The 25,469-nt window shown below is 61.7% G+C and carries 21 protein-coding genes and 2 pseudogenes; 17 read left to right on the top strand and 6 right to left on the bottom strand.

The window, feature by feature from the left end; translation table 11 throughout:
• Nucleotides 1–3: 3 nt before the first annotated feature.
• Nucleotides 4–1,365, bottom strand: coding sequence for an MFS transporter (locus AYJ54_RS15110; RefSeq protein ID WP_245329016.1), 1,362 nt, complete (start codon nucleotides 1,363–1,365; stop codon nucleotides 4–6).
• Nucleotides 1,366–1,597: 232 nt separating this feature from the next.
• Here AYJ54_RS15110 and AYJ54_RS15105 point away from each other — a divergent pair.
• A pseudogene (locus AYJ54_RS15105) lies at nucleotides 1,598–2,469 on the top strand (dihydrodipicolinate synthase family protein); the annotation flags it as partial.
• Between the two features lie 152 nt (nucleotides 2,470–2,621).
• Nucleotides 2,622–3,500, top strand: a complete 879-nt coding sequence (locus AYJ54_RS15100) for an IclR family transcriptional regulator (RefSeq protein WP_082905661.1) — start codon at nucleotides 2,622–2,624, stop codon at nucleotides 3,498–3,500.
• Between the two features lie 91 nt (nucleotides 3,501–3,591).
• On the opposite strand, the gene AYJ54_RS15095 is transcribed toward AYJ54_RS15100, so the two are convergent.
• Complete coding sequence (locus tag AYJ54_RS15095; protein ID WP_063699671.1) at nucleotides 3,592–4,389, bottom strand: IclR family transcriptional regulator; 798 nt, start codon at nucleotides 4,387–4,389, stop codon at nucleotides 3,592–3,594.
• A gap of 220 nt (nucleotides 4,390–4,609) precedes the next feature.
• Between AYJ54_RS15095 and AYJ54_RS15090 the strand changes: the two genes are divergently transcribed.
• The 6 genes from AYJ54_RS15090 (at nucleotide 4,610) to AYJ54_RS15065 (ending at nucleotide 11,296) form a co-directional block, all read left to right on the top strand.
• The gene (locus AYJ54_RS15090) at nucleotides 4,610–5,515 is read left to right on the top strand and encodes a dihydrodipicolinate synthase family protein (RefSeq protein ID WP_063699670.1); all 906 of its coding nucleotides are present in this window, start codon (nucleotides 4,610–4,612) and stop codon (nucleotides 5,513–5,515) included.
• A complete protein-coding gene (locus tag AYJ54_RS15085; protein ID WP_136623698.1) occupies nucleotides 5,515–6,948 on the top strand; it encodes an FAD-binding oxidoreductase in 1,434 nt (477 codons plus the stop codon). The genes AYJ54_RS15090 and AYJ54_RS15085 overlap by 1 nt, the downstream gene beginning before the upstream one ends.
• A 204-nt stretch (nucleotides 6,949–7,152) precedes the next feature.
• Nucleotides 7,153–8,073 (top strand): nucleotide-binding domain containing protein (locus AYJ54_RS15080; RefSeq protein ID WP_245329015.1); only part of this gene is annotated, 921 nt, incomplete at its 5' end.
• On the top strand, nucleotides 8,070–9,104 hold the full coding sequence (gene pdxA, locus AYJ54_RS15075) for a 4-hydroxythreonine-4-phosphate dehydrogenase PdxA (RefSeq protein WP_063699668.1): 1,035 nt from the start codon (nucleotides 8,070–8,072) through the stop codon (nucleotides 9,102–9,104). The genes AYJ54_RS15080 and pdxA, both read left to right, overlap by 4 nt.
• Before the next feature lie 39 nt (nucleotides 9,105–9,143).
• Nucleotides 9,144–10,274: an iron-containing alcohol dehydrogenase gene (locus AYJ54_RS15070; protein WP_063699667.1), complete on the top strand. Its 1,131-nt coding sequence runs from the start codon at nucleotides 9,144–9,146 to the stop codon at nucleotides 10,272–10,274.
• Between the two features lie 44 nt (nucleotides 10,275–10,318).
• The gene (locus AYJ54_RS15065; protein ID WP_063699743.1) at nucleotides 10,319–11,296 is read left to right on the top strand and encodes a Bug family tripartite tricarboxylate transporter substrate binding protein; all 978 of its coding nucleotides are present in this window, start codon (nucleotides 10,319–10,321) and stop codon (nucleotides 11,294–11,296) included.
• A 95-nt stretch (nucleotides 11,297–11,391) separates the two neighbouring features.
• Here AYJ54_RS15065 and AYJ54_RS15060 read toward each other — a convergent pair whose 3' ends face one another.
• Nucleotides 11,392–12,336, bottom strand: coding sequence for an aldo/keto reductase (locus tag AYJ54_RS15060; protein ID WP_063699666.1), 945 nt, complete (start codon nucleotides 12,334–12,336; stop codon nucleotides 11,392–11,394).
• A 355-nt stretch (nucleotides 12,337–12,691) separates the two neighbouring features.
• On the opposite strand from AYJ54_RS15060, the gene AYJ54_RS15055 reads away from it, so the two are divergent.
• From AYJ54_RS15055 to AYJ54_RS15045, 3 genes are all read left to right on the top strand, one after another.
• Complete coding sequence (locus tag AYJ54_RS15055) at nucleotides 12,692–13,360, top strand: class I SAM-dependent methyltransferase (RefSeq protein WP_063699742.1); 669 nt, start codon at nucleotides 12,692–12,694, stop codon at nucleotides 13,358–13,360.
• A gap of 324 nt (nucleotides 13,361–13,684) precedes the next feature.
• Entirely contained in the window at nucleotides 13,685–14,671 is a 987-nt protein-coding gene (locus tag AYJ54_RS15050) for an SDR family NAD(P)-dependent oxidoreductase (RefSeq protein ID WP_063699741.1), read from the top strand.
• A 415-nt stretch (nucleotides 14,672–15,086) separates the two neighbouring features.
• Nucleotides 15,087–15,323, top strand: a complete 237-nt coding sequence (locus AYJ54_RS15045; protein WP_063699665.1) for a DUF6894 family protein — start codon at nucleotides 15,087–15,089, stop codon at nucleotides 15,321–15,323.
• 119 nt (nucleotides 15,324–15,442) lie between these two features.
• Here the strand turns inward: AYJ54_RS15045 and AYJ54_RS15040 are convergent, their stop codons facing one another.
• Entirely contained in the window at nucleotides 15,443–16,117 is a 675-nt protein-coding gene (locus AYJ54_RS15040) for a LuxR C-terminal-related transcriptional regulator (RefSeq protein WP_063699664.1), read from the bottom strand.
• Nucleotides 16,118–16,856: 739 nt separating this feature from the next.
• Between AYJ54_RS15040 and AYJ54_RS15035 the strand changes: the two genes are divergently transcribed.
• Both AYJ54_RS15035 and AYJ54_RS15030 read left to right on the top strand, forming a co-directional pair.
• Nucleotides 16,857–17,669, top strand: coding sequence for a LuxR C-terminal-related transcriptional regulator (locus AYJ54_RS15035; RefSeq protein ID WP_082905647.1), 813 nt, complete (start codon nucleotides 16,857–16,859; stop codon nucleotides 17,667–17,669).
• Between the two features lie 400 nt (nucleotides 17,670–18,069).
• Nucleotides 18,070–19,317: a hypothetical protein gene (locus AYJ54_RS15030; protein ID WP_063699740.1), complete on the top strand. Its 1,248-nt coding sequence runs from the start codon at nucleotides 18,070–18,072 to the stop codon at nucleotides 19,315–19,317.
• Between the two features lie 20 nt (nucleotides 19,318–19,337).
• On the opposite strand, the pseudogene AYJ54_RS53485 reads toward AYJ54_RS15030, so the two are convergent.
• Nucleotides 19,338–19,902, bottom strand: a pseudogene (locus AYJ54_RS53485) (glycosyltransferase family 2 protein); the annotation flags it as partial.
• 2 nt (nucleotides 19,903–19,904) lie between these two features.
• On the bottom strand, nucleotides 19,905–20,333 hold a 429-nt coding region (locus tag AYJ54_RS52320), incomplete at its 3' end, for a glycosyltransferase family 2 protein (RefSeq protein WP_245329014.1).
• 362 nt (nucleotides 20,334–20,695) lie between these two features.
• Between AYJ54_RS52320 and AYJ54_RS15020 the strand changes: the two genes are divergently transcribed.
• The 4 genes from AYJ54_RS15020 to nadE all read left to right on the top strand — a co-directional run bounded on the left by AYJ54_RS15020 (nucleotide 20,696) and on the right by nadE (nucleotide 25,464).
• Nucleotides 20,696–21,682: an FkbM family methyltransferase gene (locus tag AYJ54_RS15020; protein ID WP_245329013.1), complete on the top strand. Its 987-nt coding sequence runs from the start codon at nucleotides 20,696–20,698 to the stop codon at nucleotides 21,680–21,682.
• Nucleotides 21,683–21,908: 226 nt separating this feature from the next.
• Nucleotides 21,909–23,240, top strand: coding sequence for a lipopolysaccharide biosynthesis protein (locus AYJ54_RS15015; protein ID WP_347337216.1), 1,332 nt, complete (start codon nucleotides 21,909–21,911; stop codon nucleotides 23,238–23,240).
• A gap of 342 nt (nucleotides 23,241–23,582) precedes the next feature.
• Complete coding sequence (locus AYJ54_RS15010) at nucleotides 23,583–24,500, top strand: thioesterase domain-containing protein (protein WP_063699660.1); 918 nt, start codon at nucleotides 23,583–23,585, stop codon at nucleotides 24,498–24,500.
• Nucleotides 24,454–25,464, top strand: a complete 1,011-nt coding sequence (nadE, locus tag AYJ54_RS15005; RefSeq protein ID WP_063699659.1) for an NAD(+) synthase — start codon at nucleotides 24,454–24,456, stop codon at nucleotides 25,462–25,464. Before AYJ54_RS15010 ends, nadE begins: the two co-directional genes overlap by 47 nt.
• Nucleotides 25,465–25,469 lie beyond the last annotated feature (5 nt).

Below are 25,469 nucleotides of genomic sequence, written 5' to 3'. Positions count from 1 at the left end.
GGCTCAGTCGTCGGAGCCGAGCGGACGGAGACCGAAGACGCAGGCGGTCGAGAGGAGCGCCATGGCAACCATGTAGCCAGCGACCCAGGAGGCTGAGCCGTACTCGGCGAGCAGCGCGGTCGCGATCAGCGGCGAGAGGCCGCCGCCGAGGATCGGGCCGAGCTGTTGCACCAGCGAGAGGCCGCTGTAGCGGATGCGCGCCGGGAAGAGCTCGGAGAAGTAGGCGCCTTGCGCGCCATAGACCGAGCCGTGGCCCAGCGCGAGGCCGAGGGCGATCGCAAGCCAGATCATCCCGGTGTGACCGGTGTTCAGCATCTGGAAGAACACGAGCGCGAGCGCGACCTGGAAGAGCATGCCGCCGAGATAGACCGCACGACGCCCGATGCGGTCCGACAGAGCACCGAACAGCGGCAACGTCAGACACTCGAGCGCGCAGCCGACGAGCACGCCGTTCAGGATGGTCTGGCTGGGCAGCCCGAGCTTGGTCTTGCAATAGGTGATCGCGAACACGGCATAGATATTGAACAAACCGCTCTCGGCGACCTTGGCACCAATGCCGAAGAGGATGTTACCCGCATGATTGCGGACCGCCTCGACCACCGGCACGCTGGCAGCCCCCTCCTCGTTGAGCACGCGCTTGAAGGCCGGCGTCTCCGATATCCTGAAGCGGATGAAGACACCGATGCCAACGAGAACGATCGAAAACAGGAACGGAATCCGCCAGCCCCAGGCGAGGAAGTCCGGCTCGCTCATTGAGGTGGACAGGATGCCCAAGAGAGCAATCGGGATCAGGAATCCGCCGGGCACGCCAATATGGACGAGCGAGCTGAAGAAGCCGCGGCGGTCGGCGGGCGCATGCTCGACCGTCATCACCATGCCGCCGCCATACTCGCCGCCGATTCCAATTCCCTGCAACAGCCGCAGCCCGATAAGGCAGATCGGCGCGAGCACGCCGACCTGCTCGTAGGTCGGCATCAGCCCGATGAGGAAGGTGCCGAGGCCCATGATCAGGATGGTGAGGAGCAACGCTGTCTTGCGGCCGACCCGATCTCCGAAGTGACCGAACAGAACGCCACCGAGCGGCCGCGCGCAATAGCCCACGAAGAAGGTCGCGAAGGCAAGCAGCGATCCGACCAGAGGATCAGTGCTCGGAAAGAAGATCTTGTTGAACACGAGCGCGGTCGCGGTCGCGTAGAGCGTGAAGTCGTAATACTCGATCATGTTGCCGATGGCACTCGCCACCGCAACCTTTCGGATGTCGCTCGACTCCTGAATCCTGTCCCGGCCCTTCGCCTGCCCCTCGATCGAAGCGGCCGCCCGGTCCGCCGCTCCACCGGCCCCGATAGACCCAACCATTCCACTCATGACGCCGTCCTCCGCTTGGGCAGGGCGAGACCCCTGCCTCGGACTTTTGTCCGTATTGCGGACAACAAGATCAGCGCATCATCCCATCTGTCAAGAAGATTCTTCGAGCCATCCATCGTCTCGGCTACTGAATCCATAGGACTTGGTAGCGCGTTTCGTCGATCGCGCTTGACGTCGCTCGCGCATTTGTCGTATCCAATGTTCACATTACGGACAATCAAAGGAGGATAACGTGCCAGCAAAGATCACCGGGATCATTCCGCCCCTCACGACCCCGTTCGATCAGAACGGCGACATCGACGAGAAGGCCTTCCGTCGCCAGGTGAAGTTTCTGATCGACAAGGGCGTTCATGGCGTCTGCGTCGGCGGCAGCACCGGTGAGGGCCACACGCTGACGGCCGACGAATTCCGTCGTCTGATCGAAGCCTGCGCGGAGGAGCTGAACGGCAAGATTCCGCTCGTCGCCGGCATCATCGCCAATTCGACTCGCGAGGCGATCGCCCGCGCCCGCGCCATCGAGTCGGTCGACGTCGCCGCGCTCCAGATCACGCCGGTGCACTATCTCTTCAAGCCGGACGAGGATGCGACGGTCGGCCACTTCAGGACGCTCTCCGAGTCGGTCAAGCAGCCGGTCATCATCTACAACGTCGTGCCCTGGAACTATCTGAGCCCGGCGCTGCTCCTGCGCATCATGAACGAGCTGCCGGGCGTGATCGGCGTCAAGCAGAGCGCCGGCGACCTCAAGCTGATGGCCGATCTCCTGCTCGACGTGCCGGCAGGCAAGGTGGTGCTGACCGCAGTCGACGCGCTGCTCTATCCGTCCTTCGCGCTCGGCGCGCATGGGACGATCGCCGCCAATCCGGCTGCGGTGCCCGGTGCCTGCGTCGCGCTCTGGAATGCCGTCCAGCGCGGCGACCACGCGACCGCGCTCGAGATCCACAAGCGCCTGTTGCGGTTCTGGAACACGATCGTCGGCGACAACCTCCCGGCCTGCGTGAAGCACGCCCTGACCCTCCAGGGATCGCCGAGCGGCCTGCCGCGGCAACCGATGCCGGCGCCGACCAGCCGGCAGAAGGAGGCCATCGCGGCGGCACTCGAGCCTCTNCTCGAGGTCGAAGGCGGCGAGAGGCTGGTCGCGGCCGAGTGAGCATCCGACGATGGGCGCGGCCGCATTGCCGCCGCGCCCGATTCCGTCTAAGTCGGGTCTGGATCGCGTCCCGCGCCTCGCGCGGACGCGTCACCCGGAAGGTTCCGACATGACGAGCGCCGACGGCAGTCGACAGAGCGTGAAGTCACTCTTCAAGATGCTCGAGGTCCTCGAGGCTTTCTCCTCGGCCGACCCCGAGCTGAGCGTCGTTGAGATCGCGCGGCGCACCAGCCTGCCCCGCACCACGGTCCATCGCATCGTCGACAGCCTGCGCAGCGTCGGCTTTCTGGAGCAGGACGCCAGCCGGGACCGCTACCGTCTTGGCCTGAAGCTGTTCGAGCTCGGCGGCAACGCGCTGACCAATCTGCCGCTCTATCGGGAGGCCCCGCCCTTCGTCGACACGCTTGCCAAGCTCAGCGGTGAGGACGTGCATCTCTGCATCTTCGACGGCGCGCAGATGGTCTTCGTCAATCGCTTCAACCAGGTCGCCCGCCCCCACAACACCGTCATCACGATGGAGGCCTCGCCCTGCCACTCGACTGGCGTGGGCAAGGCAGCGCTCGCCTTCCAGAGCGAGGCGGTGATCGACCGCGTCATCCGCGCCGGCCTCGCCCGCTTCACACCCAATACGATCGTCGACCCAAAGCGCCTGAAGGCCGAGCTCGCCGCAATCAGGTCTCGCGGATATTCCGTCGATGATTGCGAGCACGAACCAGAGCTGCGCTGCGTCGGCGCGCCGATCCGCAACAGCGCGGGCCGAGTCTTCGCTGCGATCAGTGCGAGTGGACCAAGCCGGCGGGTGACGCCCGAGCGGGTGCCGGAGCTGGCACGGACCGTGATGACCCATGCCGAGCAGTTATCGATCCGGCTTGGCTATCAACCTGGTCCACAAGGTCGACCGGCCGAGCCTGCGCCCGAGCGCCAGGTCCGTTCCGGCCGTCGACGAACGGCTCGCCCCGTGCGGGGTGAAGAACGCGCTCGATCATAGGCTGCGCGCAAACGCGTCCATTTGCATGCAAAGTGTTGCGGCTCGGCGGTGAGGCCGAGGATGCCGCTCGCTGTTTAAGCGAAGGTTCGCGCTAACCGCTCTTCAGGGCCGTCTCGCTCAGCACGCGCGCGATCTTCAGCACTTCGGGAAGACCGGTCTTCTCGAAGGACTTGATGTCCATGCGATTGGCATCGACGGTCAGACTGATGCCCGCGACCACCGACCTGCCCTTGTCGAAGACCGGCGCTGCGATGGTCCGCAAACCATAGGCATTCTCGCCATCCGATACCGCGAAGCCCTGCTTGCGGACCTGCTCCAGCCGCGCGAGCAGCGGCTTCAACCCCGTCAAGGTACGCTCCGACAGCTTGATCCGTTCGCTGGCCTCGAGACGCCTGATCTGCTCCTCCTTCGGCAGGCCGGCCAGCATCACGTGCCCCAATGCCGAAGCGTAGGCCTTGATCCGGCTGCCGGGCCGGCGATCGATCTTGTGCCGGTCGAGCCCGGCGGTCACTCGCGCGAGATAGACGACGTCGCTGCCATCAAGCACACCGAGCGAAGCGGCATCGCCGAAGGTAGGCACCAGCTCGCGCAGCAGCGGCTCCGCCTGCCCCCGCAGATTGCCGGCGGAGAGCGCCGTGTAGCCGAGATCAAGGCAGGCCAGGCTCAGGCGGTAGCGGCGCGTCTCTTCGATCGCATGGAGGTAGCCGAGCTTGACCAGTGTCTGCACCAGGCGGAACGTGGTGCCGCGGTCCATACCGGCGCGCGATGCAATCTCGGTGATGGTCAGCTCAAACTCCTCGGGCGTGAAGCTCTTGAGGACCGCAAAAGCCTTGCCCACCGAATTGACGAAGTTCTTGGGATTGTCGGCCGGAGCCGCGGTCTTGGCCAATTCTGCAAACTCACGTTGTTCGGGCGGAGCTCTGGGGCTAGGCGCGAGGCAGATCCCGCATTGCCGCCGCGGCCGGCATTGGTAGCAGACGCGACGATTCCTGCGAAACGGAATTCCCCCTCGCTTGACGCAAGCCGGCGATCGCCCTACAAACCAAGAAATCAGCAACAAATGTTCGCATTCCGATCAAATTGGGCGGAATGGCTCATCGGAGGAGCCCGTGGACCTTCATCCCAAAGGCGTGTTCTGTGCGGCGCTGACGCCGCTCAATGCGGATCTGACCCCGGACCTCGGCGCTTTCGCCGGTCATTGCCGCCATCTGCTCGACGAAGGGTGCGACGGCATCGCGCTGCTCGGCACCACCGGAGAGGCCAATTCATTCTCGGGCGCGGAACGGAGGGCGCTGCTCGAAAGCGCCATCAAGGCCGGGGTCGCGCCCTCGCAGCTGCTGCCCGGGACCGGCGTCACGGCGCTGACCGAGACCATCGAACTGACCCGCCACGCCTTGTCGCTCGGGGTCACAACCGTGGTGATGCTGCCGCCCTTCTACTACAAGGACATTTCCGACGACGGCGTCTATGCCTGCTACAGCGAGATCGTGCAGCGCATCGCCGATCCGCGCCTCAAGGTCGTGCTCTATCACATTCCGCAGATGTCGCATCAGCCGATCTCGCACGCGGTGATCGCGCGGCTGCGCGCGCAGTATCCGGAGGTCTTCGTCGGCATCAAGGACTCCTCCGGTGACTTCGCCAACATGACGGCGATGATCGAGAAGTTCCCGGGTCTTGCCGTCCTCGCCGGCGCGGATCCGCTGCTGCTGCCGCTGCTCAAGAAGGGCGGCGCAGGCTGCATCACCGCGACTTCGAACCTGGTCGCGCGCGATCTCGCCTATGTGTTCCGTCATTTCAACGGCAGCGATCCGGCCCTCGAGGCAGCGCAAAACCGTATCATCAAGGCGCGCGAACGCGCATCGCTGTTCCCGCAGATCGCATCGCTCAAGGTGCTTCTCGCCCATCAAACCGGCCATAATGGTTGGCGCAGGGTGCGGCCGCCGCTGTTGCCGCTGCCGCAGGAGAATATCGACAGACTGCTCACGGCCGGCCCCGCACTTAAGGAAACCGCCTGATGGATGCGACCGACGATCGCTTGCTGGACAATCTCGCAGCGGTGGTCGGCGACCGTCACGTCATCGCGCCCGGCCACGACCAGGACGCCTATGTCGTCGACTGGCGCGGCCGCTATCGCGGCCAGGCCCGCGCCGTGGTCAAGCCCGGCTCGACGCAGGAAGTCGCCGGCGTCGTGAAGCTTTGCGCCGAGCGCGACATCGCCGTCGTCCCGCAGGGCGGCAATACCGGCATGTGCGGCGCCGCGACGCCGGATTCCGGCCCGCGTAACGTCGTGATCAGGCTCGACCGGATGCGCCGCATCCGCAACGTCAGCCCGCTCGCCAATTCCATTACGGTCGAAGCCGGCTGCATTCTTGCGGAGATTCAGGCCGCGGCGGCCGCGGCCGACCGCTACTTTCCCTTGAGCCTCGGCGCGGAAGGCAGTTGCCAGATCGGAGGCAACATCTCGACCAATGCCGGCGGCACCGCGGTGCTGCGCTATGGCCCGACCCGCGAGCTGGTGCTCGGGCTCGAAGCCGTGCTGCCCGATGGCCGGGTGTTCAACGGCCTGCGCGCGCTGCGCAAGGACAATACCGGCTACGATCTCAAGCAGCTCTTCATCGGGGCGGAAGGCACCCTCGGCATCATCACCGCGGCCGTGCTGAAACTGTTCGCGCCGCGGCGCAGCTCGGCGCTGGCGCTTTTGAAGTTGCAGGACGTCGAGCAGGCGTTGCAGATAATGCAACGGCTACGGGGCACCGTCGGCGACCGGCTCGCCAGCCTCGAGATCATGTCGCGCGGCCAGATAGAGGTGATCGCCGAGACCATACCGCATGTCACGATCCCGTTCGCGCTCGACACACCCTGGTATCTCATCGTCGAGCTCACCGACGCGCTCGCAGGCGTTGACCTGCACGCGCCGCTAGAGGCCGTCCTGGCGCAGGCGTTCGAAGACGGCGTGGTCCAGGATGCGATCGTGGCGTCGAGCGAAGCGCAGGCCAAGGCGATCTGGGCCGTACGCCACAGCGTCTCCGAGGGCAACAAGCGGAGCGGTTACGTGGTGTCGCATGACAGCGCCGTTCCGCTGGAACGGCAGGCCGCATTTGCCAGCAATGTCGAGCGTAGGATCATGGCAGCGGTGCCACACGCGCGCGTCGTCATGCACGGCCATATCGGCGACGGCAACATCCACATCGTTGCGATCCTCGATCACGCCCGCTGCCGGGATGCCAAGCAGACGGCGGCGCTGGTGCGCGAGATCAACGAGATCGTCGACGACGAAACCGCCGCGCAAGGCGGCGCGATCAGCGCCGAGCACGGCATTGGCATCACCAATCGCGGCCGGCTCGCGCGGGTGACTGATCCCCTCGAGATCAAGCTGATGATGCAGATCAAGGCCCTGCTCGACCCCGCTGACATCATGAACCCTGGCAAGATCTTCGCGGACGATTAGAATCGCCAAGATGACATCCCTACGCCTCCTTGCCGACGATCTCACCGGCGCGCTGGACACGGCCGCCGAGTTCGTCGGCCTGTGCGGGCCGTTCGATGTGATTTGGGCCGAGGCGCTGTCGTGCGCCCCACCCTCATGCCTCGCGATCGATAGCGGAACCCGCGAACGCAGCCCCGCCGACAGCGTCGCCATCGTGGAACGGCNCTCGCGCCGCTGCTTGGCGGCGCCGGGATCGCCTACAAGAAGGTCGACAGCCTCTTGCGCGGTGCATGGGCGGCGGAACTCGCCGCAACCTTGCGCGCTGGAAGCTGGAAAGCCTGCATCGTTGCGCCCGCCTTCGCCTATCAGGGACGGCGCACGAGGGGCGGCCAGCAATACGCGCTGGAGCAGGATGGCCGCTGGTCCCCCGTCGGCGACACGCTTGCCGCGCAGCTCGCCGCACAAGGCCTTGAGGCGCGCACCGGACGCTTCGATGCGCCTCTGACGGAAGGCATCCATGTCTTCGACGCCGAGAGCAACGCCGATCTCGAGCGTGTGGTCGGGATCGGCCGACAGGCACCCTTCCCGGTCCTCTGGTGCGGCAGCGGCGGTCTCGCCGGCGCCCTCACCCGCGGCCATTCCGCAATCGCACCGCAGACACTGCGCGCGCCGGTGCTGGGCTTGTTCGGCTCGGATCAGGCAGCGACCGCGGCGCAGCTCGACGCCTGCGGTCCCGCCGTCGTGACGCTGAAGGACCAGGACACCGACAATGCCGCCATCGTCCGCCGCAAGCTGACGCATGATGGTGTGGCAATGGTGCGATATGAACTCGCGGCCGGCCTGTCCCGCGGCGAAGCGGCAAACCGAATTGCGCGTGAACTCAACTCGCTGACATCGGCGCTCGACCCGCCGGGCACGCTGATCGTGGCGGGTGGCGAGACCTTGAAGGCGGCCTGCCTCGCGCTCGGCGCGAACGCGCTCAAGGTCACCGGGCGCATCGTCCCCGGCCTTCCCCGCTCGCTCCTGCAAGGCGGGCGCTGGGACGGCGTCGAGGTCATATCGAAATCAGGCGCCTTCGGCGCGCCAGACCTCTGGCGACATCTGCTCCAGGAAAATCATCTGCTCATCGAGAGACACGCCTCATGACCGCTGCTCGCCATCTTGCCATCACCATGGGCGACCCCGCCGGGATCGGTCCGGAAATCATCGTCAAGGCCTGCCAGCGCCTTCGCTCGCGCATCGATGCCGGCGACTTGCGCCTCATCATCATCGGCAGCGGCGGCGCGCTGAAGGATGCAGCTGCGCATCTGCAGACCGCGATCGACATTCCCGAGGTTCACGCCGACGATGCCGACTGGCCCAATCTCTGCTTCCTCCAGGCCGACGCCGAGGGCGAGCCGATCCGCCCCGGCGTGCTGTCGGCGGACGGCGGCCGTTTCGCGTTCAAGGCGGTCGAGCATGGCGTGCGGTTTGCGCAGGCCGGCCGCATCGGTGGCATCGTCACCGCGCCGCTGAACAAGGAAGCACTCAACAAGGCGGGCTATCACTATCCGGGTCACACCGAGATGCTGGCCGAGCTGACCGGCGTGAAGGGTTCGGTGATGATGCTGGCCCACGGCAACATGCGCGTCAGCCATGTCTCCACCCACGTCGCGTTGCAGGACGTGCCGAAGCGGCTGACGCCGGAGCGGCTGCGCTACGTTATCGATCTCACCGACAAGGCGCTCCGCGGACTCGGCCTCAAGCAGCCGAAGATCGCCGTCGCCGCCCTCAATCCGCACGCCGGCGAAGGCGGGCTGTTCGGCCGGCAGGACATCGACGTCTCCGAGCCGACCATCGCGAAAGCCGTTGCCGATGGGCTCAATGTGCTCGGGCCCATTCCCGGCGACACCGTTTTCGTCAAGCTGCGCGCCGGCCAGTATGACGCGGTCATCGCGATGTATCACGACCAGGGCCACATCCCGGTCAAGCTGCTCGGCTTCGAGGTCGATCCCGCGACTGGCCGCTGGCAGGAATTGTCGGGCGTCAACATTACGCTCGGCCTGCCGATCATCCGCACCTCCGTCGATCATGGCACCGCCTTCGACATCGCCGGCAAGGGCATCGCCAATGAGCGCAGCCTCATCGAGGCAATCGAATATGCCGAGCGGCTTGCCGCTGGCGCTCCGCGGGCGTGATCGCACGCAGCCATCATCACACCTTCGGAACAAGACAGCATGAACACCCTCGCTGCCCGCATCGAACTCATCCAGCCCGAGATCGTCGCATTCGGCTCCGGAACGATCGCGCGCGTGGCGCAGTTCGCGCGTGAGAAGGGCGCCAGGCGTCCGCTCGTCATCGCCGACGCCTTCAACGCCGCGCGTGTCGACCTGCTCGGCCTGCCCGGCGACATCAGCGTGTTCGGTGAGGTCAAGCCGGAGCCGGACATTCCGAACCTCGAGAAGGCGCTGGCGGTCGCGAAGGCGGCCGGCCCCGATCTCGTCGTCGGCTTCGGCGGCGGCAGCGCCATGGACCTTGCCAAGCTCGTCGCCGTGCTTGGCAGCGGCCGGCAGAAGCTTGTCGATGTCGTCGGTCCCGACAAGGTCGAGGGGCGTGACGTGTTTCTGGTGCAGGTGCCGACCACGTCGGGCACCGGCAGCGAGGGCGGCATCCGCGCGCTGGTCACCGACCCCGCCACCGAGAACAAGCTTGCGGTGCAAAGCCGCTTCATGCTCGCCGATCTCGCCGTGGTCGATCCCGACCTCACCATGACCGTCCCGCCACAGGTCACCGCGGCAACCGGCGTCGACGCACTTGCGCATTGCGTCGAGGCCTTCACCAGCCGCAAGGCGCATCCCGCCATCGATCTCTATGCCGTCGAAGGCATCCGCCTCGTCGGCCGTTATCTCCGCCGCGCCGTGGTGGACGGTTCGGATCGCGAGGCGCGCGCGGGCCTGTCACTGGCCTCGCTTTATGGCGGCTTTTGCCTCGGTCCGGTGAACACCACTGCGGGGCACGCGGTCGCCTATCCGCTCGGGACGCGCCACCATATCGCCCATGGCCTCGCCTGTGCGCTGATCTTTCCGCACACGCTTGCTTTCAACATGCCTGCGGTGCGCGACAAGACCCGCGAGGTGCTGAAGGCGCTCGGGCTCGAGGCGCCCGACGATCCGCGCGCAGCATTCGATACCACCTACCGCTACTGCGCAGATCTCGGCGTCGAGATGCGGCTCTCCGCGCTCGGCGTGCCGCGCGAGGACCTTGCAACGATGGCAACCGAAGCGCACGCCATTCGCCGCCTGCTCGACAACAATCCGCGCGATCTCGGCAAGGACGAGATCCTTGCCATGTACGAAGCCGCGTTCTGAACGGCTTGCGCGATTATCCAAGCGATCATAACAAGGGAGAGATCATGAAGCTCAGGGCTATTCTGGCGGCAGCGTCGCTATGCGTGATGACGGCGATCGCGCCGGTGCAGGCGCAGGACACTTATCCGAGCAAGCCGGTGTCGGTCATCGTGCCGTTTTCCGCGGGCGGAACCGCAGACATCTTCGCGCGGATGGTGTCATCCCACCTGCAAAAGAGCTGGGGCGGCACGTTCGTGGTCGAGAACGTCGGCGGCGCCGGCAGCATTCTCGGCGTGACGCGGCTGGCGCGCGCGGCGCCTGACGGCGCGACGATCGGTCTTGCCAGCACCTCGGCACTGTCGATCAACCCGACCCTGTATGGCGAGAAGCTGTCGTACCGGCCCGACAAGGACCTGATCCCGGTCGTGCAGATCAGCGTCGTGCCCAACGTTTTGGTCGTCAACCCGAACAAGCTCAAGGTGAAGTCGGTGCCGGAATTGATCGCCTATCTCAAGGCCAATCCGAACAAGGTCTCGTTCGGTTCGGCCGGTGTGGGCACCTCGCAGCATCTCGCCGGCGAGCTGTTCCAGCAGATGACGGGAACGCAGATGGTTCACGTGCCCTACAAGGGATCGAGCCAGATGCTGACCGATCTATTGAGCGGCCAGATCGACCTCGCCTTCGACAACGTGCCGCTGCTGCTGCCGCAGGCGAAGGAAGGACATCTCGTCATGCTGGCGACCGCAACGCCGGAGCGCGCCGCCTTCGATCCGCAGCTACCCGCGATGAGCGAATTCCTTCCGGGCTTCGAGGCCGTAGCCTGGCACGGCTTCCTGGTGCCGGCAGGCACTCCAAGGCCGATTGTCGACAAGCTCGCGGACGAAATCCGCAGCTTCATGAAGCAGCCGGAGACGGTGCAGAAGATGGCCGAACTCGGCGCCATCGCGGTCGCGAAGGACCCTCAGGAATTCTCCGCCTACATCGCCTCGGAAACGCAGCGCTGGAAGAGCGTAATCGACAAGGCCGCAATCAAGCTCGACTGACCGGAGCGTACCGGGTTGCCCGCATCTTGCAGCGTCGCAGCAACGTCAACCCGGTACGCACCAGGACGCGCAATTGCGCAGACTTATGCCATTGGTCACTTCGAGAGAGCGGCAACGATGGCGTTCAGCCGATCAAGTGTCGGATGCTGCTTTGATCGCAGCAGATTGAAGTCGAGGTGCTCCTTCTGAAACATCGAGAACAGCGTGACACCGGCTGCATTTGTTGCGAGCGCGTAATCCACAAGAAAAGCGGCGGCAATTTCAGTGAGGTTGCCACGGTACCCCACCTCGTGAAGACCACTTAGGATCTCCTTTTGCGCATTAATTTTCGTGGCTAGCCGTTCCAGGCTAGAAAATGATCCGTATGTTACGAAGGTTCTTCGGCGAGCATGCTCCTTCGACTTCTGAAGATTCGGCTCGAGTGGGTTATTGGCGATCTGCACCAGCCGATATGGCAGTGATTCATCGAGATCTCCTATTGCGGCCTCGCAATTTCCCGCGATCGAAATGGCTCGGGCCTTCCCATCCCGGACAACGCGCTCGACCGCCCGAACGATATCCTCGCGCACAATTTCCTCGATCGCAGGTCGATGTAGAGCAAGCACATCGACATAGTCCGTGCGAAGGCGCCTTAGACTCTCCTCGACACTTGTCCTTATCAGCTCCGCTGACAGCGGTACCTTGATTGGTTTTGGTCGCACTCCCGAGACCTGCTTTTGGAGCCCAGGAAATATCGCAAGGGAGGCTCGCGCGATCGGCTTCAGTAATCGCATGGCGGCAGAGGTATTGGCCGGGCGCATGCCAACCTTTGTGCAGATGTAAACGCTGTCGCGTTTCTTGGATGCAAATTGGCCCCAGATCGACTCAGCCATCCCATCGCCATATGAAGGCGCCACATCGTACCAGGTTATTCCAGCTTCGTACGCGCGCTCGAGCGCTTCAATGCCCTTGCGAGCTCCAATACGCCCACCAAGCGAAGCGCAGCCAAACCCGATGCTGGATACGCTTGTGCCGAGAGCTTCAACACAGACCTGCTTCATCGCAAACACCCGCAACCATGCTGGCTTGCGTCCGATTGGACGACGCCGGACCTCACACTCATCAATTTCTACCCCGAGCCGTCAAGTTGGATGAAGTTGCCCTGAAAACCGTCATGCAAATGCATGATGACGGCGTTCGTTCGAGCATCATACGTTGCTGCGCGGCACAAAGTCCTTCAAGGGACACTTGTCATATTACGGCGAGACTCTGTGTTCGCGAACGCAACTGCGCAGAGAGCCGGCGCTGGGAACCTCGGCGATAGGGCTTACTGTCGAGGAGCGCACTTTAGATGAAAATAACAGGGTTCGCGATCGCCGGGGCAACGCTTGTATCCGCAGGCAAAGGAGCGCCCGCTTGCAAAGCCTGGTCAGAAGCGCACTGAACGGTTTGGTTCCGCCCGACCGCCGATATCGTCTTCGCAAGGCGCTGGGTCTGACGGAGATCTGGTGCCGGGTCGTGATGAATCAGGAGGTCAAGAAGTTCATCCAATCGCTCGATTGCTCTCGATTGGATGTGCTCGAAATCAGCGGCAAACGCGAGGATGATTTCAATTTCCGTTCTTACCATGTGGCCGAATATCCCGAATACGATATTTGTGCCGGCCCGCTCGCGTCGGAAAGCTTCGACCTGGTGATTGCCGAGCAAGTGTTCGAGCACATCAAGCATCCGGATCGAGCTGCGGTTCACGTGTTTCAGATGTTGAGGCCGGGCGGAACTTTTGTGATCACCACTCCGTTTCTCGTGAAGATTCACCCGACTCCGCTGGATTGCTTCCGCTGGTCTCAGGACGGGCTCCGGATTCTTCTGGAAACCGCCGGGTTCTCGGTATTGCAGACTGGCTCCTGGGGCAATCGTCAGTGCCTGATGACAGACCTCAAGCCAGACATACGATGGGCCTACTACATTCCGGCGATCCACAGCTTGAAGAATGATCCCCAGTTGCCGATTTCGGTTTGGGCTTTTGGAAGGAAGCCTTCACTCCAGGGATCAACTGGTTACAACCCCAGAGCGGACGAGAGCTAGGCGAGCAGTGAGGTCGGCATACCAACAAGATCCCGTGCGCCCTTCGGGTGGAAACGGCTTCACAGGGTGGCTTCGAACGATTTCCGCTGCTCGCACGTCAGGTCCAACCCGTGCTTTGTCAGCTCTCCGGAGGCACGGCGACCAAGTCACCCATTCGGTTTCCGTGCAATAGGGTTTCGCGCTCATGGAAGTTCCTCCAGTCATCGCGCTCTTTTGTCCAATGGCGTAGTGGCTGGGCCAAGCTAGTTTACAGTGATTGGTCGCACCTCCTCTGTCTCAACACATTTTTGATTGGAACTACCGGTGTCACTGCGCACGGAATCAATTGCGAGCGATGTTCTGGTGACGGGAGCAGCTGGATTCATCGGCTTCCATGTTGTGCGTCAGCTACTCGACGAGGGGCGGCGGGTCATCGGCTTGGATAGCATCAACAGCTACTACGACCCCGCGCTGAAGCGCGCTCGCCTCAGAACCCTGCGCGACCAGCCGGGCTTCTCCTTTGTGCAAATCGATCTCGCTCACCGGTCGGCAACGGCCGAGTTGTTCGCAAAACATCGTTTCGCGACGGTAATCCATCTTGCCGCACAGGCTGGCGTTCGGCATTCGATCGACCAGCCGCACGCTTATGTCGATGCCAACCTCGAGGGATTCATCAACGTCCTGGAAGGCTGCCGACGTCACGGCTGTCGTCATTTGATCTACGCGTCATCGTCGTCCGTTTACGGCGCCAATACCCAATTGCCATTCTCGACGCGGCACAGGACCGACCATCCCATGAGCTTCTACGCCGCGACAAAAAAAGCCAACGAACTGATGGCCCATTCCTACAGCCACCTGTACCGACTTCCGGTTACCGGCTTGCGATTCTTTACGATCTACGGCCCATGGGGCCGGCCCGACATGGCCATGTTCCTGTTTGCCGATGCGATCGTCAAAGCCCGGCCGATCAAGCTGTTCAACGATGGCAGGATGCGTCGCGATTTCACCTATATCGACGACGTCACCCGCGTCGTCTCCCGGTTGATTGACCGTGTTCCGGACGATAACCGGAATGCCGCGAATGCGCCGGCCAAGATTTACAATGTCGGCAATCATCGCCCGGAAGAGCTGATGCACGTCGTCGCCTTGCTTGAGAAGGAGCTGGGACGAACGGCTGCGAAAGAGATGCTGCCGATGCAGCCCGGAGATGTTCCGGAGACATTTGCCGACGTAAGCGACCTGATGCAGGATACCGGGTTTTCACCGTCCACACCGATCGAGACTGGCATCCACAATTTCGTCGCCTGGTATCGGAACCACTATAAGGTTTGACTGCCAAGAGATGACGGCGTCCCGCATATGCGCTTCGACATCCGGCTACGCTTCACACGTGGTCTTCAAAGCAGACCGCGCAGCCCGCTCTGAGCCAACATCACACTCGCGACTTCGAAGGGCGACCTGTGCGGAAGAAGACCGCGGCCCCGGCGGGGGCAATGGGATTGGCAAGGCCGGGGCCGCAATGGTGCGCCGAAGTGGGCTCCGTCGGCGCAACACGATCGTAGTCATTGAGAAGCAACTGTCCATTTCATTTCGTGATCGTGCACGTCAACGTCGGAGTACCCAACAATGATGACGGCCCTCCCTACAATAGCGGCTTGCTGTGCGCCCCACTGTGATGCGATGACACGATCGTGATCCATAGGGACTCGCTGCAGTCATCGGAATGTTGCGTTATCCGGAGACGTCAATGCCGCGGTATTTCTTTCACATTCACGACGGCGGTTCAGTGCTCGATGACGTCGGACTGGAGCTGCCTGACATTTCCGCCGCACGGACGGCTGCGATTGAACTGAGCGGCGAGATCCTCAAGAGCGACCTGATGGGGCCATTCTTCGATCATCTAAGCTGGCAGGTGCAGGTCAGCGACAGCCCCGACCTGGGCGGCCGATCACTGTTCGTCCTTCAGTTCTCGGTCGCGCAATAAACGGAAGCGAACGCTGCTTTGCCGGCATCGGCGAACACCCAATACGTCAAAGACGGTTGAGCGAGCGTGGTGACGACGACGGACGCGCGTATTGCGCTGCAATCTGGCGCGCGATGATCTCAAGGCTCCCCGTCTGCCGGACTCACTCCAGTCTGCGACGGTTTGTCCTCATTCTGCGAGATGGCGAGGGCCGCGAGCGCCGTACGATTGCTGATTTCCAGCTTCTGGAAGATGTTGTGCAGATGCACCTTGATGGTGCCGTCCGCGATGCTGAGCCGGCGCCCGATTTCCTTGTTGGACAACCCCCGAGCGACCAGCCGCATGATCTGCCGCTCACGCTCCGTCAGCACCGTCAGCGCGCTTTCCGAGTTCGTGTTGTGCTCGCGAGGAGCGGCCTGATCCGTGGACAGCGGCGGAACAACCTTATGACCGCTCGCGATCTGTCGCAGGGATTGCACCAGGACTTGGCCCGTTGCTTCCTTCAGAAGGACACTGTGACCCGCAGGGGAGCCTGGCAAGACGAGATCACAATCTTCGGTAGCAGCGAAGAATACCAAATGCGTCGACCGATTTTCCGAATTCCCGAGCGGAGCATTCTTCAGCGCAGTCAGCTCGGGCATCGCTGGATCGAGGATTGCAATGTCGGGCGCTAGAGTCCGAATTGCCTCGATGCAGCTGGCTGCATCGCCACAGGATGCAACGATCTCGAAATCGGATTCCGCACCGAGCAAATTCGCGAGACCTTGCAGAACCACCGGATGCCGGTCTGCAATCACTACCCTCGCACGACGCATCGGGCGCTCCTCAACCTGCCGCCCCCAATTATCGAAACTCCCAGCGTCCGCCCCTGCTGCTCCAATATCGAGGGACTACCACAATTTTCCAACAACTCAAAAGAAGTCAATTCCGCGAGCAGAACACGTGTGAGGCAAATGAACGCACTCTTGCACTACAATATACGCCAAGTCCGCCGGACCGAAGCGTCCGTATGAATCCGGTCCTCAGAGGCCATTATCGGCAATGAGCCGAGTAGCCGAACGAGCGCTCCCATCGCCATTTCCGAAATATGAGAATGGCGACGCGACAAGGGTCCCGCAGAGGGCGCGGGAAGGTTCCCGCATAGATTGTGCCAACTGGCGCACAAAGAGCAACAGGGCCGGCAACGTAAGGTTAAAATTGCGAGCTCACCTCGCTCAACGGTGTGCATACACCACTGGCAAGAGCCCCCCCTTTGCCGAGCTCATCACCCGGACGGCCTATAACGAAAGGTATATAGGGAGATCGAAAAATCGAATCTAACATTCGGCAAACGTTAAGAAAATATTAACCCCTGGAATCCTGCCAATTGACCGTTGCTCGCCAAAGGAGTTGCGATCGAGCCAGTCGCTTTTTGACTCCTGAGGCATTGAGGAAACAAGACCAGCCGGACAACGAACGCTCGTCGTTCTTCGATGCAGCCAATTGGAAGACTCGTTCTTTTTCACTGAGTTGTTCATTCATGTAGTGTCATTTGCGTTGGTCGCGGAGGGTGAAATGAGGAGGCGGCAATCTAGCGAAACCGTTCTTATTGGAAAAAATATTCTGATTAGAGAAGGAATTTCACGAATACTGCATGCGGCAAATTTCCATATCCTGACATCCGTCTCAAGCACAGATGAACTGCCAAGCACACTCCAAGCGCATCAGCTTCTGTTTTTGATCGTGCACAACGGCGACGAGTTCGATGTGGCGCTTAAACACGTCGGATTTGTGAAGGAGCGCTATCCTGACGCCCGCATAGCGATCGTCTCGGACCACTATCGGCCAGACGAACTGGTCTCGGCATATCGAGCCGGCGCCAGTGGCTATTTCGTCAACGTCAATTCCTGCGATGCCTTCATCAAGTCCATCGAGCTCGTGACGATGGGCGAGACGGTCTTCCCGCCGGCATTTCTGTCCTTCGTGCTTGGTAGCAATCGCGATCATGAGCATGAGATTGCGGCCTTGAACGAGGACCGACCCGACATCCTCCTCGCGCCGGAGGAACGGATAGCGCCTCATCTGTCACCGCGCGAGAAGGCAATCCTGTCCTGCCTGATCGAGGGCAATTCCAACAAGTGCATCGCGCGAAAAATCGATATCGCCGAGGCCACAGTGAAGGTTCACGTCAAGGCGATCCTGCGTAAAATACGGGTCCAGAACCGGACACAGGCCGCGATTTGGGGAATGAACAACGGATCGCTGGTACGGGCGGCCAATGGGCACGCCCTGGCCTTGGCCGTCGATCCGACTGGTCTCAAGCTTTCGCGAGATGATGGCCGGAATCATCAACCAGCTGGCGTCTCCGAATTGGATCAGCCTGGCTGAGTACCTCGAGTGCTGAGAATCGCGGGGCCTCTATTTACTTGCGATCTCTGATCGATCGTGCGGGGCACGCGCGACCGGCATCAATCCAACGACTTGCGTTCGTTGTCATTGATGTGGTGGTCGGCGCGTTGCACTTGACCGCTCCACCGCGCCCGATCGAGCCGTGCTGGAATGTTGGTCAATCAAGATCACAACTCATTCGGCAAACTCACTAATGTGTCACGAGGCATCTCCTTCATTCAGATGATGCGCGTTTGGAGCCAGCAGTTAGAAAGCACTGTCGCAAAAAAGCTCCTTGGTCCCAGCAAGAGCTCGGCAGCCGGCCAGGTGCGAACATCACCTCAGCTGTTCGCTGGTGGGACGACGTCAGCCGCCTGGCTTGGTGTGGAACGTGATGAAGATGCCCCTATCCATCTACAGTCGAATTGCCTTGGCTTGCAGCGCGCTTGCCATGCTTGCATTGGCAGGCATTGTCGCCGCAGAGACGCTTGCCAAATCCAAGCTCACTCCAGCCAGCAACATGAACCTACCCGACTATCTGGTCCCGGTCATCGACCCCGACACGGGCGCCACGATCGTCCGGGTGACGACCCCAGGCCCATTGGGCGCCGGCTTGGCTTGTCAACGTGCCTACTGCACTCACCGATATTCGAGTGCACAGGCATGGAACGCGGACCAAAGCCTGCTTCTGATCGCCAACGGCTGCAACGGACTTTGCTTTCTCGATGGGCAGACCTACGCCCCGCTGTTCCGTCGGCAGCGCGAGGATGAGTGCGAGTGGCACCCGCGGGACCCTGATCGGATGATCTGCGTGATCGGGCGCAAGATCTCGCTCTGGACGCCGCGAACCAACGCCGAAGAGGTCGTCTTGATAGCCGAGGGCTATCGCGGTCTTCAGTTCGGACCAGGCAAGGGTAATCCCTCCCGGGATGGTCGGCGCATCGCTGTGCGAGGCACCAGGGCGGACGGCGCCGTCGTCGCATTCGCGTTTGACCTCGTGAGCCGACAGAAGTTTCCGGATATCGAGGTCGGGAAACTGCCTGGGCGAGATGGTGTGTGCGAGATATCTGCGTTGGGCAACTACGTCAGGTGCAGCCGGTGGGTAGACGGAAAGGATGAAGCATTCATCTTTACTGTCGCGGGCGATCTGGTGCAGAGCTGGACCGAGCATCATCGTCCCAGCCATGGCGACATGACCGTCGATTCCGACGGACGCGAGGTCTATGTCGGAATCAGCAAATCCGATCCTGACATATACCACGTGATCAAGCGCCGGCTGGATGACGGGGTCGTTACCGCCCTTGCTCCGCGCGGTGAGGCCTCACACGCGTCGACACGCGCGATCCACCAGCCCGGCTGGGTATTTCTGAGCTATGGCGGCGACCCCGCTGAGATAGCGCAGCTACCCACGTTTGCGCAGTTCGCTCGGGAAGTCATTGCCCTGCGCATCGACGGCAGCGGCGAGTTCCGGCGCATTGCGTACACACGCAACGTGCCGCACAATTATTGGAGCGAGACGCACGCTTCGCCGTCTCCGGATGGATCGCAGGTCATATGGTCAAGCAATTGGGGCGTAGCGGGCGGCCCCGTGTTCGACTTTGTAACGCGTCTTGATCGGCCCGGTCAGACCAGCGCGCTATCCAGATAGCCGCCGGCGATGGCTTCCTATTACAAGTGACCGGCCCGAGCCAGTGAGGTTGCCCCCGGTGAACTTGTCCGAGCCCGGATGGCTAGGTTGGCTGCCCTTATAACCGACGGGCGCAGGATCTGCATCGCGTCCCGGACCGTCGCTCCCAAGGGCTGCTGACGGAACCTTCCGCGCAGCCGGGCAACCCGCAATGCACGCACCACCGTCTCGGGATCGGGAAGGCCTTGCTTGTCCTCGACAAGGCTCCAGGTGAGTTGCTTGAGATCCAGGGTCTCCTGGTCAATTTGCGGGAACGATTTGGAAGCCGTGATGCTCGCGTGGCTCGTCATGTCGTAAAAGATCAGACCGTCGTCTATCGCCACCATGTCGCCGTGACAGGCCAGGTCAACGAAGAACAGCTGGTCGACGCCCCACCTGATCGACTTGTAGTTTCGCATCAGACAACCGGCTTGGATGACCCTGCTGTTGACCAGGAGGGTCGACGGGACAATCCCAAGCAATCGTGTCTTGCCTACCAAATAGAGATCAGTGAGGCATTGCTGGCTCGAATACAGCGTAACCTGCCCTCCCCGCCGGTATCTTATANNGTCCTGGACCAGGTGGGATGTGGAGGTCATGAACGCAGCGGCGGGGTACGTCCTCGCCATTTCCGCGAAAGTCTCGAGCGATCCCGGCGTGAGCCAGTCGTCGTCATGCAGCACTTTGATCCAGTGCCCACGGCCTGCGAGCATTGCGTTGTTTGTGTTCTCCACCTGACCTCGGCCTCGGCGGTTCTCGACAATTCGAATGCGCGGGTCAGTGCGCGCATATTCGGACAGGATCGGCCAACTCGCGCCTTCCGGGCCTTCGTCATCGCTGATTACCAGCTCCCAGTCGGAGAATTCCTGCTGCAGTACGCTTTCGACGGTACGGCCCACCGTATCCGGACGGCGAAAGGTTGGTACCGCCACCGAAATAAAGGGACGGGATTCCGACTTTCGGAGGCTGCCTGACTGGTCAATCTGCAACAGTTCCATTCGCTCTTCCCTCGGATTTCGAAGCAACCGTACCCAGGGCCGGCATACCCGGCCGGCAAAGAACGGACCGCAGGCGCTTTTCAATGGAACACCCGGCTCTCGTGAACGCGGCATTGTTTTGGCTCGACGAAAAGGCCCGAACCCCGTCGCGTTGCATCGGCTCCTTTTCTATAGGCGTGATGAAGGTTCTCAACACCGAGCGAACCATGCAAAACGAACGCTAGGAGCCCGACTCGGCATGGTCATCCTTCATTTACATGACGTTGGTCGCCGCAGAGCGCGACGTTTCGAAGCGGTCGGACCGATTTGGCCACATCCGAGTCCAGGTCACCGGCCTGTTAGCGTTTCTATCGAGTCATGTCATGCAAACGGAGGATGGCGAGACCTTCTGTTCAGCCTACGATCTGTCGGATAGCAAAGTCGCTTACATCGGTGACAAGCCGTTGCAGAGATTCCATCAAATGCTCAATCGCGTTCGGGAGGAGCCTGACAAGGCCCGTTTCCTGCTATCGCGCGCACTGTGGGTGACCGGATTGTGCCGGTTCATTACCTTTGGCTTTCCGGCCGGATACAGAATGCGCTTCTATCCCAGCTCCATGTCCGCGGGGCTCTGGCGAAGGCGATCTCTTCGTTCCGAGGACGCCGATTTCGTCGGAGCCTACCTGCGGCCTGGGGAAACCTTCGTCGACGTAGGTGCGAATGTGGGCCAGCTGAGCCTGGCCGCCGCCATGAGCGTTACCAGATCCGGACGAGTCATTGCCATCGAAGCGCATCCGCGCACTTGCAAATACCTGCAGGGCAACGTTCGCCTCAATGATTTGACCATTGAGATCCACAACACGGCGATTGGAAGCACGCATGGAGAGCTGTTCTTTACGGACTTTCGCAGCGATGACATGAACTTTGCGTCCGCTACTCCGCTGCCAGGCAGCGCAACATTGCGAGTTCCAGTACACACCCTTGATTCGGTTGTCGGAGATCGGCCGGTGGATCTTCTCAAGGTCGATGTCGAGGGGTTCGAGGTCGATCTGCTCAAGGGCGCCGCGCGGACCATTGCCAATTGCAGATGTCTCTACATAGAGGATTCCGAGCTCAACCTGCGGCGTGCCGGCACGTCCCGCGCAGAGCTGTATGACCGGCTGATCAGCCACGGGTTCGCACTCTTCCATCTCAGGGCTGGGAAGCTGGAGCCGGCCTCGCCCCACGTACCGGGCCCCGACGACGACAACATGATCGCCGTTAATGCCTCCAATCTGCCGGACTTGCTCACTCGGACCGGTCTTCAGCTGGCACAGACCCCATCCCTATCGTCTGCCGTCAGCCACGCTCCATCCGCCCGACTTGCATGAGCGATGCCTCCCAGGGCCACGAGCGATGGATAAGGATGCCGGGGTTTCGTGAAATCACCGACCAGGCTTTGGGCGCAAACATCTCGCGAAGAGCAGCCCTGTTCATGCAGACAGCGTAGCGAGTGCTGCCGATATCATGCGAACGAATGATGGCGCGCGCGCCACTCCATCCTACGATTGAGACCAAGCAAGTCGCTCGCGCGTTGCGATATTGCCCTGTTCCGCAATGAATTCTGCGCCAAGGAAGCCTGTCATGGTCGCGAAAAAGGTCTCTGGTCCAACCCGGACGGGAAACCTTGTTCGCGCTGCGGCAGGCGTCTCGGCCCTCGCGATCACCGGTCAGCTCACGCTCGTCGCGACCATCCCCGTCCTCACTCGGCTTTATTCGCCTGAGGATTTCGGGATCTTCACGATCTATCTCTCAATAGTGAACATCCTCGGCTCAATAGCCGGGCTTCGCTTTGGGACCTCTCTCTACGTCGTCGAGGACAAGGCTCGCGCGCTGGTCGCGCTGAAGCTCACGCTGCTCGCAGTCTGCGCTACGGCCTCCCTTGTGCTTGGTGCAGGATACCTGTTGTCGGAAGCAACGCCAGCGCAGCTGCGACATCTTGCCTACCTCGTACCGGTCGGAATGGCTGCGGTCGGTCTTGCCGATGCAATGAATTGCTGGTGCCTGCGCTTCAATCATATCCGCGACTTCGGCATGGGCCGCCTGATCCTGCCGGCGTCGATGGCAGTGCTACAAGTGAGCTTCGGCCTCGCTCATCTCGGCGGCGATGCAATGATCCGGGCCCACATCCTGAGCCAGGTCGTACTGATCGCATTTCTCGGCACTCGCCTCCTGAAATGGGAGGACATCTGCGCCATCACGCAAGCCCCGTGGCGGGCTGTCGTGGCGACGGCGCGGCGAGAGTACAAATTTCCGCTGTTCGAGCTCCCTTCGGCCCTTGCAGGGTTCGCGATCATCAATCTCCCGGCGATCTTCATTGGTTCGCTGTTCGGCACCGCATTCGCAGGACATTTTGGCGTTGCCGCGCGTCTCGTGACCGGGCCCGTCACCTTGATCGCCTTGCCGCTCAGCAATGTCTTCGTCGCCGAGGCAAGCAAAGGCTTCGATCATCGGCATCTTCTCGGTACCGCGCACGGCCTGTTGCTTGTTGCCGCCGGATTGATCTCCATGCCGGTACTTGTCCTTGGATTTGTCTCTCCTCACCTTGTCGTTCCGCTCCTGGGACCGTCGTGGATGCCTACGGGCCAGATCATGACCGCCCTCGCGTTCATGTGTGCCGCTCAGGCCTTGTCGACGCCTATCCAGGAAGTGCCGACTCTTTTCCGCCGCCAGGAGCTGCGGCTTCTGGTCGATATATCGCGGGCCTTGCTTGTATTTGGTCCGCTCCTCATCGGCGCCCACCTTGGTCACGATCCGTTGCAGGTGATCTACATGATGGCGGCTGGGGGGGCTACCGGCTATGCCTTGGGAATTGCCGCGTCCCTGTTTCTCCTGAATGGTCGAGGCGCCCAACGAACGTCGGGCGCCACGATCAAGGAGCCTGTTTAACCCATACGCCCAAGGGAGCACGCACCGAGCTTCGCGTCCGAATTGCCAGTATTGCCAAGGCGGGTCTTGTTCGAACGCTGTCACTTCGAGGTTCGCTTGTACCGGCAGCCGGAAGGGACGTTGGACGACCTGCTCACCGGCGTCTCACGAGGACGCTTTCGAAAGACCGGATAAAATAGAGACCGAACTACATCTGGAGGACAGAAGCAGTGGCAGCGACACGATCCGAGGCAAAACAAACAGCCTCTGCGCCGCGACGAACTGCTTCATCCAAATGAATGATGAGAGGATCCTCCACGGCCTCATACTGTGCTTTTTTGACGGTTGCTCGGATGTACTCTAATGAACTTGCAGCCATTGATTGACACAAGCCAGGGTACCGCTTCTCCGCTTTCTCAGACGCCTGAGGCGGGACTTCCCGTCCTTTTCCTGCTCCCCGGGTCACTTGGTTACGGGGCCAGCCTCGCTGCTCTAACGGCCTCCCTGCGCGAGGTCGCTCGTGTCGTCCCGATCAGGTATCCGGATCTCGGGATGATACTGAAGGGACAGAACAACGTCTCTGATATGGCCGTTGCAGCGGTGGAGCAGATCAGTCGAGTCCAGCCGCGGGGTCACATACGGCTTCTCGGTCATTCTCTCGGCGGTGCCGTCGCTTTCGAGGTCGCGACGCGGCTGCTAGCCTCGGGGCGATCGGTAAAGTTCTTCGGAATTCTCGATACCAGCCTCATGGGCGAGCACAGCTCTTCCTGGGAGACGCTGACTCGTACGGTCCATCGGATCCGGAACAACCGCATCACCGCTTCGCGGATGGTCTGCCGCGCCCTCGCCAAAGTGACCGTCGCAATGGGCCGCGAAGCTGTTCTCGCCAGGATGATCGATCGCCATGCGAAGAGGCAATTCAACCTTACGCTCTTCCGGCTCAAGCAGGAACTGCAGGAAGTTCTTCGCGCGAAGGCCTACTTCCGCTGGTTGGCGGAGCCGAGGTCAATGCTGCCGATTCCTGCCATTCTGTTCCGTTGCAAGCGGAAGAAGATGCCGCAGGATCTAGGGTGGAGCCACGCATTTGCTCAAGTTGACGTCGTCCCAAGCGCAGGCAGCCACACCGATCTCGTCATGCAACCTCACCTCGCAATAAACGGTCCTCTCATTGAGATGGCCTTGTCGCAAACCTACTCGCCAGCCGAATTACCCGAACGAGAGGCGGATTGTTCCCGTGACCGCGCCAGCAACTCACAGCCGAACCGAACCAGCGTTCAGTAACGACCCGTTGGTCCTGGATGCAGCCGCGGAAGTCGCCCGCATTGTCGCGTTCTTGCGGGATCGAGTTCTTGGCGTGCTTGGCCGTCGCGGAGCAATTGTCGGTCTTTCCGGAGGAATCGACAGCTCCGTAGTCGCAGCGCTTTGTGCGCGCGCATTTGGACATACGAAAGTCCTCGGGCTGCTCATGCCGGAGCGCGACTCGTCCGCGGATGCACTAAGGCTCGGGAGCGCTGTCGCGGTGCAGCTTCGCCTTACCACGGTTGTCGAGGATATCGCGCCGGCTCTCGACGCATTGGGTGCGTACCGCCGGCAAGCAGAAGCGATTCAAGCCGTCGTGCCCGAATACGGCCCCGACTGGAAATGCAAGCTGGTACTTGGTCCGGTGCTGGAGCGCGATGGCATCAACATCACTCGCTTGACCGTGCAAGACCCGGACGGCGCAACCTCGACCGTGCGCCTTCCGCCCGACGTCTACCTGCAGATCGTCGCGGCGACCAATTACAAGCAACGTGTCCGCAAGATGACGGAATACTATCACGCGGATCGTCTCAAATACGCTGTCATAGGTACGCAAAACCGACTGGAGCATGATCAGGGCTTCTTCGTGAAGCAGGGCGATGGTGATGCGGATATCATGCCAATTGCTCACCTGTACAAGAGCCAGGTCTACCAACTAGCCGAGTACCTCGGCATCGACGAGGAGATCAGGCGACGTCCGCCGACCTCCGACACTTTCTCGATGCCGCAGAGCCAGGAGGAATTCTATTTCGCGGCCCCCTATCGATTGGCCGACATTTGCATGTACGCGGTAAACCACGGCATCTCCGCCGATGCCGTCGCCGAGGCTGTCGGTATTGCCGCAACGCAAGTGCAGAAAGTTTTCAGGGACATCAATTCCAAGCGCCGGGCAACGCGCTACCTTCATACGAGACCTCTACTCGTCGATGCAGTGATCGAGGACTAGGCGCC

Source organism: Bradyrhizobium centrolobii (assembly GCF_001641635.1).
Classification (GTDB): domain Bacteria; phylum Pseudomonadota; class Alphaproteobacteria; order Rhizobiales; family Xanthobacteraceae; genus Bradyrhizobium; species Bradyrhizobium centrolobii.
The sequence above is the reverse complement of the archived record's forward strand: the minus strand, read 5'-3'. Positions and strand labels throughout refer to the sequence as shown.